14 protein-coding genes are annotated in these 13,749 nt (G+C 69.3%); 8 read left to right on the top strand and 6 right to left on the bottom strand.

What is annotated here, in order from left to right; genetic code table 11:
- Positions 1-5: 5 nt before the first annotated feature.
- The 4 genes from DEI96_RS04300 to xseA form a co-directional block, all read right to left on the bottom strand.
- Entirely contained in the window at positions 6-620 is a 615-nt protein-coding gene (locus tag DEI96_RS04300) for a carbonic anhydrase (RefSeq protein WP_027464510.1), read from the bottom strand.
- 59 nt (positions 621-679) lie between these two features.
- Positions 680-1,315: a DUF4245 domain-containing protein gene (locus DEI96_RS04305; RefSeq protein WP_110864396.1), complete on the bottom strand. Its 636-nt coding sequence runs from the start codon at positions 1,313-1,315 to the stop codon at positions 680-682.
- A complete protein-coding gene (locus DEI96_RS04310) occupies positions 1,312-1,557 on the bottom strand; it encodes an exodeoxyribonuclease VII small subunit (RefSeq protein WP_017886728.1) in 246 nt (81 codons plus the stop codon). The genes DEI96_RS04305 and DEI96_RS04310 overlap by 4 nt, the downstream gene beginning before the upstream one ends.
- 71 nt (positions 1,558-1,628) lie before the next feature.
- Positions 1,629-2,864: an exodeoxyribonuclease VII large subunit gene (gene xseA / locus DEI96_RS04315; RefSeq protein ID WP_111022574.1), complete on the bottom strand. Its 1,236-nt coding sequence runs from the start codon at positions 2,862-2,864 to the stop codon at positions 1,629-1,631.
- A gap of 126 nt (positions 2,865-2,990) precedes the next feature.
- Between xseA and DEI96_RS04320 the strand changes: the two genes are divergently transcribed.
- Both DEI96_RS04320 and DEI96_RS04325 read left to right on the top strand, forming a co-directional pair.
- On the top strand, positions 2,991-4,055 hold the full coding sequence (locus tag DEI96_RS04320; RefSeq protein ID WP_081827167.1) for a 4-hydroxy-3-methylbut-2-enyl diphosphate reductase: 1,065 nt from the start codon (positions 2,991-2,993) through the stop codon (positions 4,053-4,055).
- Entirely contained in the window at positions 4,052-4,798 is a 747-nt protein-coding gene (locus DEI96_RS04325) for a DUF6264 family protein (RefSeq protein ID WP_111022575.1), read from the top strand. The genes DEI96_RS04320 and DEI96_RS04325 overlap by 4 nt, the downstream gene beginning before the upstream one ends.
- A 445-nt stretch (positions 4,799-5,243) precedes the next feature.
- Here DEI96_RS04325 and DEI96_RS04330 read toward each other — a convergent pair whose 3' ends face one another.
- Both DEI96_RS04330 and fbaA read right to left on the bottom strand, forming a co-directional pair.
- Positions 5,244-6,503, bottom strand: coding sequence for a M18 family aminopeptidase (locus DEI96_RS04330; RefSeq protein WP_111022576.1), 1,260 nt, complete (start codon positions 6,501-6,503; stop codon positions 5,244-5,246).
- A 105-nt stretch (positions 6,504-6,608) separates the two neighbouring features.
- Positions 6,609-7,637, bottom strand: a complete 1,029-nt coding sequence (gene fbaA / locus DEI96_RS04335) for a class II fructose-bisphosphate aldolase (RefSeq protein WP_017886723.1) — start codon at positions 7,635-7,637, stop codon at positions 6,609-6,611.
- Positions 7,638-7,796: 159 nt separating this feature from the next.
- On the opposite strand from fbaA, the gene glpX reads away from it, so the two are divergent.
- From glpX to DEI96_RS04360, 6 genes are all read left to right on the top strand, one after another.
- Entirely contained in the window at positions 7,797-8,786 is a 990-nt protein-coding gene (gene glpX / locus DEI96_RS04340) for a class II fructose-bisphosphatase (RefSeq protein WP_017886722.1), read from the top strand.
- Positions 8,787-8,869: 83 nt separating this feature from the next.
- On the top strand, positions 8,870-9,766 hold the full coding sequence (locus tag DEI96_RS04345; protein WP_111022577.1) for a hypothetical protein: 897 nt from the start codon (positions 8,870-8,872) through the stop codon (positions 9,764-9,766).
- Positions 9,767-9,834: 68 nt separating this feature from the next.
- Entirely contained in the window at positions 9,835-11,424 is a 1,590-nt protein-coding gene (locus DEI96_RS04350) for a toxin glutamine deamidase domain-containing protein (protein WP_146246865.1), read from the top strand.
- Between the two features lie 6 nt (positions 11,425-11,430).
- The gene (locus DEI96_RS18060; protein ID WP_081612280.1) at positions 11,431-11,712 is read left to right on the top strand and encodes a YrhB domain-containing protein; all 282 of its coding nucleotides are present in this window, start codon (positions 11,431-11,433) and stop codon (positions 11,710-11,712) included.
- Positions 11,713-11,827: 115 nt separating this feature from the next.
- Positions 11,828-12,586 carry a PoNe immunity protein domain-containing protein gene (locus DEI96_RS04355; RefSeq protein WP_111022579.1) on the top strand — a complete coding sequence of 253 codons (759 nt, stop codon included), beginning with the start codon at positions 11,828-11,830 and terminating at the stop codon, positions 12,584-12,586.
- Between the two features lie 628 nt (positions 12,587-13,214).
- Positions 13,215-13,736 carry an RNA 2'-phosphotransferase gene (locus DEI96_RS04360; RefSeq protein WP_181440458.1) on the top strand — a complete coding sequence of 174 codons (522 nt, stop codon included), beginning with the start codon at positions 13,215-13,217 and terminating at the stop codon, positions 13,734-13,736.
- Positions 13,737-13,749 lie beyond the last annotated feature (13 nt).

Here is a 13,749-nt window from a genome sequence, read left to right on the forward strand (position 1 = left end):
GTCGGTCAGACCTGGCCGACGACGGTGTCGATGGTGACTTCTCCGGTGGCGAGGTCGTACGTCGCCCCGACGACGGCCAATCTACCCTCGGCCACGGCGTCGGAGACCGCGCCGGAGCGCTCGATCACCTGGCGAAGGGTGGCTTCGAGGTGCGCGGCGCCGACGGCTTCCTGCGGGAGCTCGGCGTCGGTGAGTCGGACCTTCTCGACGCTCGGGGCGATCGCGTCGACGAGGGCCTGCAGGTGCGGGGCGGGGACGGGCTCACCGGAGCGCGCTGCCGCGACGGCACCGCACCGGGTGTGCCGGAGCACGACGACCAGGGGCGTGCCCAGGGCGACGACCGCGAACTCGATCGAGCCGAGCACGACGTCGTCGACGATCTGGCCGGCGTTGCGGATGGCGAACAGGTCACCGATGCCGGCGTCGAAGACGTGCTCGAACGGCACCCGCGAGTCCGAGCAGCCGAGGACGGTCGCGAACGGCGACTGCGATCCTTCGAGCTCGGTGCGGCGGTCCGGGTCCACGCGGCCCATCCGGCGCTTGTCGGCGGCGAAGCGGGCGTTGCCGTCGACCAGCAGGCGCAGGGCGTCGGACGGGGTGGAGGCGGCGCGGTCGGGCATGGGGCTCCTCGGTTCGGGTGGGACGGGGTGGTGACTGGCGGGGCGGTGCCCGTCGTCGTCTACTCGGTCAGTTCTCGGGAGACGGCGGTCGCGACGGTCCGGAACGCCTTGTCGTCGGCGGTGCCGGAGAGCACGATCGTGTTCTTGCCGAACGTCGAGACGAGCGAGTACGCGTGGTTGCCGGCATCGGTGCCCTCGGCGCGGCGGTCGTAGACGGTCCACTCCGTGTCACCGATCGTGCGGTCACCGGTGGAGGGGCGCTGGTCGAGCTGGTTCGACACCCACGAGGCGTTGGCGTCGATGCCCTGCTGCAGGCCGAGGTACTGCTTGTCCGGCGTCACGAAGCCGACGGTCCAGACGTCCACGCCGTCGGTGGTCTTGCTCGCGAAGTCCGCGCGGTTGGCGCTGTAGCCGTCGGGCAGCGGCGGCGCCACCAGGGTGACGTCGTCGACGTTCGCCTTCGCCGCGATCTGCTGGTAGTCGACGGTGCGGTCCACCGTGGTGTCGGGCCGGACGACGACCGCCACCAGGAACAGCACGATGCCGAGCGAGGCGATGAGCGCGATGACCAGGTTGAACGCGGTCTGGTGCTGCCGGCGGGCGGTCCGGGCGGCGTCCTTGCGGGCCCAGGTCTCCTCTGCCGTCTCGGGGCGACCGAGCTCGGCGACGATCGGGCGGCCGTCGGCGTCGGTCATCGGCCGGATCCGTCCTGGGCGTCGCTGGCTGCACGGGCCGCATCGAGCCGTGCGCGGGCGCCGACGAGCCACTCTTCGCACCGGGCGGCGAGGGCTTCGCCCCGTTCCCAGAGCGCCAGCGAACGCTCGAGGGTCGCGGAGCCCTGTTCGAGCTCGCTCACGACGCGCACGAGTTCGTCGCGGGCCGCTTCGTAGCTCAGCGACTGGACGTCGGTCTGCTCGGGTTCCTGCTGGGATGGCACGGGTCGATCCTACCGAGCGTCCACCGACGATCCGTCGCCCGGACCCAGGCTGTGGAGAACACCCGTGGTGGTCAGGAGCCGTCCGGGCCGGGGCCGTCCGGTTCGAGCGTGCCCGTGGCCGTACCGGCACCGAGCGTGACGTGCACCGGTGTCGCTCCGGACAGGTCGTCGGTGCCGCGGACGACACCCCCGTCGGCCCGCTGCACGATGGCGTACCCGCGGCGCAGGGTGTCCCGCGGTGAGAGTGCCCGGAGCCGGGCGGTCAGGTGCCCGACCTCGGAGTGCCCGCGCTCCAGCCGGCGGTCGAGCAGTTCGCGGGCACGGGACAGGTCGCGGGCGACCTCTTCCGCGCGGGTGTCGACGAGCCACGCGGTCGACGCCAGGGCCGGGCGCGACCGCAGCGCGGCGAGCCGGTCGGCCTCGACCGACAGCGTGTGCGAGAGCCGGAGCCCGAGCCGGGCGCGGGCCGCCCGGACGTTGGAGAGCTCCTCGGCGACGTCGGGCACGACCCGCTTGGCGGCGTCCGTCGGGGTCGAGGCGCGCAGGTCGGCGACCTCGTCGAGGATCGGGCGGTCGGCCTCGTGGCCGATCGCCGAGACGATCGGGGTCGACGCCGCGGCCGCCGCACGGACGAGTCCTTCGTCGCTGAAGCCGAGCAGGTTCTGGAAGTCGCCGCCACCGCGGGCGATGATGATGACGTCGACCTCGGGGTCGGCGTCGAGCTCGAGGATCGCCGCCGTGACCTCGCCCACGGTCCGTTCGCCCTGCACGGCCGTGTGCACGGTGCGGAACTCCACCTGGGGCCACCGCAGCTGCGCGTTCCGCTTGACGTCCTTCTCGGCGTCGGAGTCCTTGCCGGTGATCAGGCCGATGCGGTGCGGCAGGAACGGCAGACGCCGCTTTCGGGACGGGTCGAACAGCCCTTCCTCGGCGAGGGTGCGGCGGAGGCGCTCGAGGCGTTCGAGCAGGTCCCCGAGCCCGACGTGCTTCATCTCGACGACCTGCATCGTCAGCGAGCCGCCCTTGACCCAGTAGTTCGGCTTGAGGGCGGCGACGACGCGGTCGCCCTGCTTGATGTCCGCCGGCACCCGGGAGCGCACGCTCGACCAGATGGAGAACGACACGGTGGCGTCGACCTCGACGTCCTTGAGCTTGCCGTACACGTTGCCGCCGGCGACGTTCCACTGCGTGATCTCGCCCTCGACCCACGCGGTGCCGAGCCGATCGATCCAGTCGCGGAGCTTCGCGCCGAGGAGCGCCACCGGCCACGGGTTGTCGGCCGTCGGCGGGCCCTGTTCGATCGCCATGTCGCTCCTCGTCCTGCTGGGACGTCCATCGTGCCCGAGACCGGTGACAGGGGACGGACGTCGTGTTCTCCACAGGCACCCCGCGCGCCCAGGTCGCGTGCGTGCCGCTCACCTATCATCGGGGACGTGACGATCACCAACGGCCACACGGTCCCGCTCGCCCCGCCGCGTGTGCACGCGGCACGGGGTCGACTGCGTGACGAACCGGTCGCCGGCCCCAAGAAGGTGCTGCTCGCAGCCCCCCGTGGTTACTGCGCCGGGGTGGACCGTGCGGTCGTCGCGGTCGAGAAGGCCTTGGAGCAGTACGGCGAGCCCGTCTACGTCCGCAAGCAGATCGTCCACAACGTGCACGTGGTGTCGACGCTCGAGCAGCGCGGTGCCGTCTTCGTCGACGACGTGGCCGAGGTGCCCCGTGGTTCGCACGTCGTCTTCAGCGCGCACGGTGTGTCGCCGGCCGTCGTCGCGGGTGCCGCCGAGCGCGACCTGCACGCCATCGACGCCACCTGCCCCCTCGTCACCAAGGTCCACCGCGAAGCCACGCGGTTCGCCAAGGCCGAGCGCACCATCATCCTGATCGGCCACGCCGGCCACGAAGAGGTCGAGGGCACGATGGGGCACGCCCCGGACCGCACGATCCTGGTGAACGGCCCCGACGACGTCGCCGCGCTGTCGGTGCCCGACCCGGACAACCTCGTCTGGCTGTCGCAGACCACGCTCAGCGTCGACGAGACGATGGAGACCGTGCGGCTGCTGCGCGAGAAGTTCCCGGCCATCCAGGACCCCCCGTCGGACGACATCTGCTACGCCACCCAGAACCGCCAGGTCGCGATCAAGAAGGTCGCGCCCGGTGCCGACCTGGTGATCGTGGTCGGCTCGGCGAACTCGTCGAACAGCGTCCGCCTGGTCGAGGTCGCGCTCGAGCACGGTGCCCGCGCCGCCCACCGCGTCGACTACGCGGAGGAGATCCAGCAGGAGTGGCTCGACGGTGTCGAGACGGTCGGTGTGACCAGCGGCGCGTCCGTGCCGGAAGAACTCGTGGCCGAGGTGCTCGAGCAGCTCGCCGACGCCGGCTACGCCGCCGTCGAAGAGGTCGTCACCGCACACGAGGACCTGATGTTCTCGCTCCCCAAGGAGCTCCGCACCGACGCGTCGGGCAACCCGACGCGCGCGCTCGGCGGGCGTCGGGCATGAGCGGCTCGGACGGCTGGTCCTCGATCCCGCGTCGCGACCCGGCGAACCACGGCGACGCCGGCGCTGGTACCGGTCAGGAGGCCCGGGGTGCGTCCGCGACGCCGGCCGCCGGCCCCACGAACGGCCGGCCCCAGGGCCGTCCCGCCCCCGGGTACGGCGAGTACGCCCCGGAGGGCTGGGTGAACCCGGTCCTCGTCGAGCAGGAACGCCAGGAGCGGGAGCATCAAGCACGGGAGCGGCAGGACCAGGCCCGCGCCAACGGCACGCGCGACGCTGCTCCGAGCGACGGCGTCCGCGGCGAACGTGCCGGTGCGGACGCTCGCTCCGGTGCAGTCCCTGCTGGAGCGCAGCGGTCGATGGCCCGCAGCCGGTTCGGTCGCACACCGGCCGACTTCGTGCTCACCGTCGGGCTGCTCGCCTTCGGGCTGGTCTCCGTGGTGCAGTCCCTGTCCGTGGGCGAGGTCGCCTCCACCGTGCGGCGCACCCTCGAGACCCAGTACACGGCGCTGAACGACCCGAGCGCCCTGAGCACGGCGGCCGCCATCGCCGCGATCACCAACGTGGTCGTCTTCGCCCTGGTCGCCTGGTGGTCCATCCGTCGGCTCCGCGCACGGAAGCGGACGTTCTGGGTGCCGCTGGTCGGCGCGGTCGTCGCCACGGCGATCAGCACGATCGCGTTCGTCGTCGTGGTCATGCAGGACCAGGCCTTCGTCGACTTCATGCTGCGACAGTCCGGCGCCTGACCGCCTGACCGCCTGACCGCCTGACCGCCTGACCGGCTGACTGCCGGGCTGCTCGCGGCGCCGCCTGACCGCCGGGCTGCTCGCCGCGCCGGCCTCCGCGCGCCGAGCGGTCGCAACACGCCGCGGGCCCGCCGTCGAGTGGTCACAAAGTGTCGTCTGGCACCGGCGCAACCGACACTTCGTGACCACTCGGCCCTGCGCGCCCGGGGAGTCGTGACCTCTCGGCAGCCCGCCCGTCGGCCAGCCGCGGTGCCGGTGCCCCTCTGGCGAGCGTCGTCAGCCTCCCGGGCGAGCGCAGCAGCCACCGCCGAGTGGTCGCAACACGCCGCGGGCCCGCCGTCGAGCGGTCACGAAGTGTCGTCCGGCACTGGCGCAACCAACACTTCGTGACCCCTCGGCAACACGAGCGCGGGGAGTCGTGACCACCCCAGCCAGCAGCCGGAGGTCAGCTGGCCAGGAAGGCCGCGACCGCTCCGTGCAGGGCAGCCAGGTCGTCGACGTGCACGAGCTCCCGGATCGAGTGCATCGAGAGCAGCCCGACGCCGATGTCGATCGTCGGGATCCCGAGCCGGGTCGCCGCGATCGGGCCGATGGTCGAGCCGCCGGGGATCGTGTTCACGTTGACGAACGGCTGCCACGGCACACCGGCGGTCTCGCACGCGGCGGCCCAGACGGCCTCGCCCTTCGCCTCGGTCATGTAGCGCTGGTTCGCGCTGATCTTCAGCAGCGGTCCGGCCCCGGGGCGCGGACGGTTCGTCGGGTCGTGCTTCTCCGGCTGGTTCGGGTGCACCAGGTGCCCGGCGTCGCTCGACAGCAGCCACGACGCACGGAACGCCCGGGCGGCTTCGGAGCGGGTGGCGCCGAGGCCCTCCTGCACACGGCCGAGGACGTCCTCGAGGAACGGACCACCGGCACCGGACGGCGTCGACGACCCGATCTCCTCGTGGTCGAACGCCGCGAACACCGGGATGTGGTCACCATCGGTCGGAGCGTCGACGATGCCCCGGAGTCCGGCGTGCACGCTCGTCAGGTTGTCCATCCGGCCGGACGCCAGGAACTCCCGCTCGATGCCGATCCGGGCCGGCGCCTGGGTGTCCGCGAGGAACAGGTCCCACGACACGGCACCCTCGCCGAGCCGGGCGAGCAGCCACTCCACGATGGAGGTCCCACCGGCGTCGCCGTCGACCCCGACGATCGGCAGCGTGTGGCGCTGGCGGTCGATCTCCTTGCCGTCGTTGACCCCGCGGTCGAGGTGGATCGCCAGGTTCGGGATGCGGGCGACGGCGTCGGTGCTGACGAGCCGCACGCTGCCGTCGGCGTCGACGACCCGGCCGGCGATCCGCAGGTCACGGTCGAACCAGGTCGACAGGAGCGCGCCGCCGTAGACCTCGACGTTGAGCTGCTCCCAGCCCCCGGTGCGCACGCCGGGGTTCGGCTTCACGCGGAAGCCGGGGGAGTCGGTGTGGGCGCCGAGGATCCGGAACGGCGTCGTCGGGACGGCACCGTCGGGCAGGCGCCACGCGATGACGGCGCCGTCGCGGACCACCACGTACGCACCGGGTTCGGTCGGCCAGGCGTCGAGCTCGGACAGCTCGGTGAACCCGGCTGCGACGAGACGGTCACGGGTCGCCGCCGCCGCGTGGAACGCGGTGGGCGACTCGGTGACGAACTGGGCGAACTCGGAGGCGATGGCGTCGACGGTCACCCGCCCATCGTGGCACGGGGTGGGGGCGACCCGACGCAGAACGGGGCGCGTCCGTCGGACGCACCCCGTTCCTCCAGGCCGGTGGACCCGACCGGACGGACCTGCTCAGCCCTTGGCGTGGCCTGCCGAGCCGAGGACCTTCGCGGCCTCGACGACGCGGGCCGCCATGGCGGTCTCGGCGACCTTGCCCCAGGCGCGGGGGTCGTACTGCTTCTTGTTGCCGACCTCGCCGTCGATCTTCAGGACACCCTCGTAGTTGCGGAACATCGAGTCCGCGATCGAGCGGGTGAACGCGTACTGCGTGTCCGTGTCGATGTTCATCTTGATGACGCCGTTGCGGACGGCCTCGTGGATCTCGTCGTCGGTCGAGCCGGAGCCGCCGTGGAAGACGAGGTCGAGGGGGTTCTCGCCGGTGCCGTGCTTCGCCGCGACGGACGCCTGGATCTCGCCGAGGAGCTCGGGGCGGAGCTTGACGTTGCCCGGCTTGTAGACGCCGTGCACGTTGCCGAAGGTGAGCGCCGCGATCCAGCGACCCTTGTCGCCCAGGCCGAGCGCGTCGACGACCTTCTCGACGTCGTTCGGGGTCGTGTAGAGCGCGTCGTTCGTGCCCTCGTGCTGGACGCCGTCCTCTTCGCCGCCGACGACGCCGATCTCGACCTCGAGGATCGCGTTGATGTTCCGCGTCTTCTCGATCATGGTCTTCGCGATCTCGATGTTCTCGTCGAGCGGCACGGCCGAACCGTCCCACATGTGCGACTGGAAGATCGGGTTGCGACCCTGCCGGACCTCTTCCTCGCTCGCCGCGATCAGCGGCAGGACGAAGCCGTCGAGAGCATCCTTCGGGCAGTGGTCGGTGTGCAGCGCGACCGTGATGTCGTAGTTCTTGGCGACCTCGTGGGCGAACTTCGCCATCGCGAGGGCACCCGCTGCGCGGTTCTTGATGGTGTGGCCGGCGAAGTAGTCGGCACCGCCCGTCGTGACCTGGAGGATGCCGTCGGAACCGGCTTCCTGCAGGCCCTGGAGGACCGCGTTGATGGTCTGCGAGGAGGAGACGTTGACCGCGGGGTACGCGAACTTGCCCGCCTTCGCGCGTTCGATCATCTCGGCGTACTGTTCCGGCGTTGCGATGGGCACGTGGATCTCCTTCGACTTCGGTGATGTCCCCGCCGATCGTAGTCAGCCGGACTGGAGGCGCGGTCCGGGTTACGCGGTCGGCTCACGTCCGGCGTGCACATGCGTGCACGGGCCCGGTGTCCGGACCGTCGGTCGGCCGCCGGTCGGTAGGCTCGGGTCGTGACTCCCACGACTGAGACCGGCTCCCTGTTCCTCCAGCCCGACCGCAACCTCGCGCTCGAGCTCGTGCGTGCGACGGAGGCCGCCGCGATCCGTGCGCAGCCGTGGGTCGGGCGTGGTGAGAAGAACCTGGCCGACGGCGCCGCGGTCGACGCGATGCGCAAGTTCCTCGGCACGGTGAACTTCGACGGTGTCGTCGTCATCGGCGAGGGCGAGAAGGACAACGCCCCGATGCTCTACAACGGCGAGCACGTCGGCAACGGTCACGGTCCGGCCTGCGACATCGCGGTCGACCCGATCGACGGCACCTCGCTCACCGCCGCCGGCCGCCAGAACGCCATCTCCGTCATGGCCGTCTCGGACCGCGGCTCGATGTACGACCCCTCCGCCGTCTTCTACATGGACAAGATCGCCGCCGGCCCCGAGGGTCGCGGTGTCCTGGACCTCGAGAAGCCGATCGGTGACAACATCCGCGCGCTGGCGAAGGCCAAGGGCAAGGACCTCGAGGACATGGTCGTCGCCGTGCTCGACCGTCCGCGCCACGACGAGCTGATCCGCGCCATCCGCGCGACCGGTGCCGGCACGCGACTGCTGCTCGACGGTGACGTCGCCGGTGGCATCGCCGCCGCCCTGCCCGGCTCGACCATCGACATGTGCGTCGGTGTCGGCGGCACCCCCGAGGGCATCATCACGGCGTGCGCGATCAAGGCGCTCGGCGGCGTGATCCTCGGCAAGCTCCAGCCGAAGGACGACGAGGAGCGCGAGCGCGCCATCGCCGCCGGCCACGACCTGGACAAGGTCCTCGACCAGGACGACCTGGTCACCGGCGACAACACGTTCTTCGTCGCCACCGGCGTCACCGACGGCGTCCTGGTCGACGGTGTCCGTCGTTCGCGCGGCGTCATCCACACCGACTCGCTCGTGCTCCGCTCGCGCTCGAACACGATCCGCCGCATCCAGGCGGACCACCGTGCGGAGAAGTGGTTCTAGGCCGGACGATCGTCCGCCGCTTCGGGGCGTCGCCGGTCTTCCGGCGGCGCCCCGTTGCACGAGCCCTTGCGTAGGCTCGACGCATGACTGCGACAACGGCACGGATCGTCGGACTGGACACCGCGGGCATCCGCACGCTGCACGCGGAGGCGGACGGCACGGCCGACCGGCTGCCGCACGTCGTGCCGGTGGCGCCCGACCTCGGCGTGATCCTGGCGGACGAGGACGGTGCGATCCTCACCGCGCCGGCGCTCGCCGAGATGGGCTGGGCGGACGACGACGTCCTGCGCGCAGCCGTCGCCGCCGCGCAGGGGCAGGCCGGAGGCGACGTCGCGGTGATCCAGCCCGGAACGATCGTCATCCAGGACCCCGACCTCGCCGTGGTGCTCGTGCTCGCACCGCAGGCGTTCCAGGGGATCGAGTTCCGCGGCAGCGCAGTGGTCTTCCCGGTTGCGCCGACGACGTTCATCGTCACCGGCGACCAGGACGAGGACGGGCTCCAGGTCGCGGCCGGTGTCGCCCAGCAGATCCTGGCCGACGACGAGGGCGAGGTCCTGAGTGGACCGCCCATGGTGCTGCGCGGTGACGGGTGGGTCCGGTTCGAGCACCCGTCACTCGACGGCGAGCTCCGGACGATCCGCGCGCTCTGGACGGCGACCGCCGCGAACCTGCAGCAGGACGCCCTGCAGGAGTCGTTCGACCGGCGGGGTGAGGACGTCCACGTCGGTGCGGTCTCGGTCGCCCGGCTCGCCGAGGACGACCCGGCCTTCTCGTACTCGTCGTGGACCGAGGACGTCGAGACCGTCGTCGCCGCGGTCGACACGATCGTGCTCGTGACCCTCGACGGGCAGACGCAGCCCGTGCCGTTCGGTCGGCTGCGGGAGCTGGCGTCCGGGCTGATCGAGGAACTCGAGGTCCGCCCGACGCGCTACCGGCTCCGCGGTTTCCCGGACCTCGAGTCGGTCCGCGCGGCCCTCTGACGGGTCGACATCGGTCGGTGGAACTCGTCCCCGTCGCTGCCCCCTGATATGGTCACACTCGCGCGCTTGTGGACAACGGCGCGAGAGATCGGACCTGGGGAGGAATGATGGGGCGGCCGTCGGGGTGGGACGTTGTCGATCAGGGTGATGATCCGGTCAAGGGGGATCCGTCGACGTTGCGGATGATGGCGCGGGAGTACCAGCGCATCTCCGACGCGGCCGATGACGCCTCGACCCGGCTGAAGTCGGTGAAGGGGTCCGGGTGGCTGACCGACTGGGAGGGTGAAGCCGCGGATGTGTTCGTCGACGCGATCGAGGACACCCCGTCGGACCTGACCAAGCTCGTCGATTCGTACGAGCTCGCCGCGACGGCGTTGTCGGGGTGGGCTGACACGGTCGATGACACCCAGTACCGGGCTGATGGTGCGTTGGCGGATGCGAAGGACGCCACCGGGGACCTCGCCGCGGCGCAGGACCGGTTGGCGGATGCGCAGTCGACGTTGTCGCACTACGAGTCGGCGTCGAAGGACCTGTCGAAGGTCGCGGACGAGTACCCGGCGGGTTCCGACGTGCCGGACGGGGTGGATGTTCCCTCGCCGGCGCAGTTGCGGGCGGCGTCCGACAACGCGTCCGTGGCGCAGGGCTCCGTGTCATCGGCGCAGGGAGACATCTCGGCGGCGCAGTCGCGGATCGATGCGGCGAAGCGGCTCGTGGCGGACGCGAAGGGTGATTGGCAGGACGCGGAGCAGCGGACTGCGACGAAGATCGGTGAAGCTGCGGACGCGGGGCTCGGGAAGCAGTCCACGTGGGACAAGATCTTCGGGTCCGAGGCGTGGGAGACCATCGTGTCGGTGGCGAAGGTCGTCGTGGCGGTGGGTGGGATCATCGCGATGATCATCCCGGGGCCGTGGACGTTGATCATCGCGGCGATCGCGCTCGTGGTGTTGGTGGACACGTTGTACAAGATGGGCAAGGGCGAAGCCGACGGGTGGGACCTCGCGTTCTCCCTCATTGATTGCGTGCCGGCCGCTGGTGCCTTGTCGGCAGGAGCCCGCACGGCAAAGTTCACGGGGATGCTGACCGCGGCCGGGGATGTCACGTCCGGCACCAGGGCAGTCCGTTCTCTGAATGCCGGTGTGCCGATGGTCCGCGACCTCGCAACCAGCGTTCCTCGCGGTCTCCGTCGGGCGATTCATGCTGACTCCGCAGACCCGCAAGTTCTCCGCTCAGTCTTCGAGCGGGAGTACGGACCACTGAAGATGGTCAACGCGGAGCGGCTCGCCCGGGGTGTGGACGGGTTCAGCATGAACTGCACGAGGTGTGTCATCGCGACAGAGCATGTGCTCGATGGGAAAGCCGTCTCGGCAATGCCCGTCTTCACGCGAGGCGCGAGCGTCGCCGACGTCGCTGAGCACTTCGGCAAGTCCATCCGAGACTTCCAACCGGTGCGGTCGTACGATTCGATCGTCGCTAGGCTCGAGTCCGCTGGTGAGGGGGCTCGTGGCGTTGTATTCGGGACCAGGGCGGGTACCAATCCAGTCGGCCACGTGTTCAACGTTGTTCACGATCGGAATGGTGTTGTGTTCCTCGACGGACAGTCAGGAACGTTTGCCAAGTTGGAGAACTTCGATCAACTCTTCCTACTCAAGACACGGTGATGGTGCATGCGAACTCTCAAAGATGCTCAGGATGAATTTGCGAAGGAAGTGCGCGCTGACGAAGACCTTATCTGGGATAGGGGATGGATCGAGACCGACGATTGGTGGATCGTTCTTTACAACAGCCGAGAGTATTACGAGACACAAAACCCGTTGTTTAGCCTAGCTGGAAATGGCCCCTTTGTTGTACCAAAAGACGGCAGTGCCTGTTTCACTCTTCAAACGAACACATCGGTTGAATCGCAAATAGAGGAACGGGGCCAGCGGGTCATCAGTCGGTCTCGGTGAAGCCAGTTCCGGCTCGAGCGGATGAGACGCCCGAGCGCGCAGTCATCAAGATCAGTCCGGACGGCTCGTGCATACCGCAACTGCTCGATGCGGCGGCACGTTTACGCTAAAAGGCATGACTCCACGCGACAGCCGAGTGAGTGCGGCCTACTGGACCGATGCGATAGAAGTCTTGACGCGCGGCGTCGAGGGGTTTCGCCCGTTCAGTCATGTGTTCCGGGCCGACGACGTGCGAGCTGGGAGTATTCGAACGACCGCGAACTTCGACAACGCGCTCTTTCTGTTGGGCGCGCGGTACTCGGCGGGCTTTCCGACGTCACTCCTCGCGGATGATCTCGAGTCGGTCGTCACTATCTGGGAGAACTGGAACCGCTACGCTGCCGTGCCCGACGGTGGCTTCCCGCTAGAAGCGCTGACGTTCAACGACAAGTCGCCGTACTACTACGCACTGTGGTTGGCGTCGGTGGCGCGGTGCATCGGCGTCAATTCGGCGTTGACGGATCGGTTGATCGAGATCGTTGCTGCTGCTGGAGGCGCTGACCCAGTGCTCGGGACACTGTTGGGGGTCGAACCGGTGCGGGACTCCGTGTGGCACAAGCGGCCGTTCCAGAACCTCGATACGGCCGCGACCGGGACGCCGGATCGCGCCATTTCTGCGCTGAACAGGTACGTGCAAGCCTGGCAGAAGAACATCTCGTTCATTTGGTGGGCCTCAGCGCTGAAGGCAGTGCAGGGGGATAGCTTTGAAACGTACTTCGGGTACTGGGCTTGGGAGGCGGCTGGGCTCGTCGTGGCGCGCGGGCTCGACGACTCCGTGTTGCGGTCGTCGCCGTACTATCCAGTCGACCTCGTCGACGGCCAGCAGGACGGATGAGCCGCCCGGCTGCCCGAACGAGGACCTCTGGGAGGGGCCATGAGTGATTCGAAGGTGTACTGGGCGGCCATCGTGGAACTCGGGGCCGTTCGGTTCTCGCAGAAGTCCGTCTCCTGCAAACAAGACCGACCGACTTACCGGCGAACCCTACAACTACGACGACACATTCCGTCTCGCAAGGGGGTGCAGGATGAGAGCTCTTCGTCACCTCACCGTCGACGAACGCCTGGTCGTTATCCGGCTGATCCAGCCAGAGTTCTTCCTCTTCCCGAATCGCTTCCTGCACCTGGTCGCCGCTGATGATCTGCCGGCGGTCGAACCATGGTCGTGGCTTGTTAAGTATGAAGACGACTTGTACTTTTAGGCTGAAATCGTCGCGAAGCAGTATCCGACCCGTTCCCTCGTGCCCTTCGCAAAGCACCAGGACACAGACGATGTGTTCTGCTTTGACGGTGGCGACCATTCGGGCGACCCTCCCGTGCTGATCATCCATACGTTTGCTTCACCTGGGACGGAGTACCGGGGGCAGTGGACGTCCTTCGACGTCTGGTGGGAGGAGATGGAGGAGCATCGAGCAGCGTGGCTCGCGGAGCAGGAAGAGGACTGAGACATGCCTCGTAGGGACACGTTGATCAGCAAGGCGATGTCGCACGCGTTGCGGCACGAACCGGGTGCGTACGGGCTGGAACTCGGCGCTGACGGGAGCGTCCCGCTCGCAGATCTTGCCGACGCTTTGGAGCGGTCGGGCATTCAGTCATCGTTGGAAGATCTGCGCCGCGTGGTCGCCGAGTCCGACAAGCAGCGCTTCGCCGTCGAAAGCGACCGGATCCGTGCTCAGTACGGGCACTCGACGGACGAGCGCATCGTGAAGCCGTCGATCGTTCCGCAGCCGGTGCTCTGGCATGCAACTTCCCCCGCTGCGGCTGAGTCGATCCTGCGCGAAGGGCTCTTACCGATGGGGCGCCAGTACGCGCATCTGACGACCGATCGCGAGTTGGCTATGCAGGCTGGGCGGCGCAAGTCCACCGCTCCCGTCCTGTTGCGAATCGATGCAGCTGGCGCGCACCGGGAGGGCGTGGAGTTCACGGAGGGCCACGGCCGGGTGACCCTGGCCTTGCTCGTTCCCGCGCGGTACATCTCGGCGGAATGACGCGCCTGCCTCA

Origin of the sequence: Curtobacterium sp. MCLR17_031 (assembly GCF_003234775.2) — a bacterium.
GTDB classification, from domain to species: Bacteria; Actinomycetota; Actinomycetes; order Actinomycetales; family Microbacteriaceae; genus Curtobacterium; species Curtobacterium flaccumfaciens.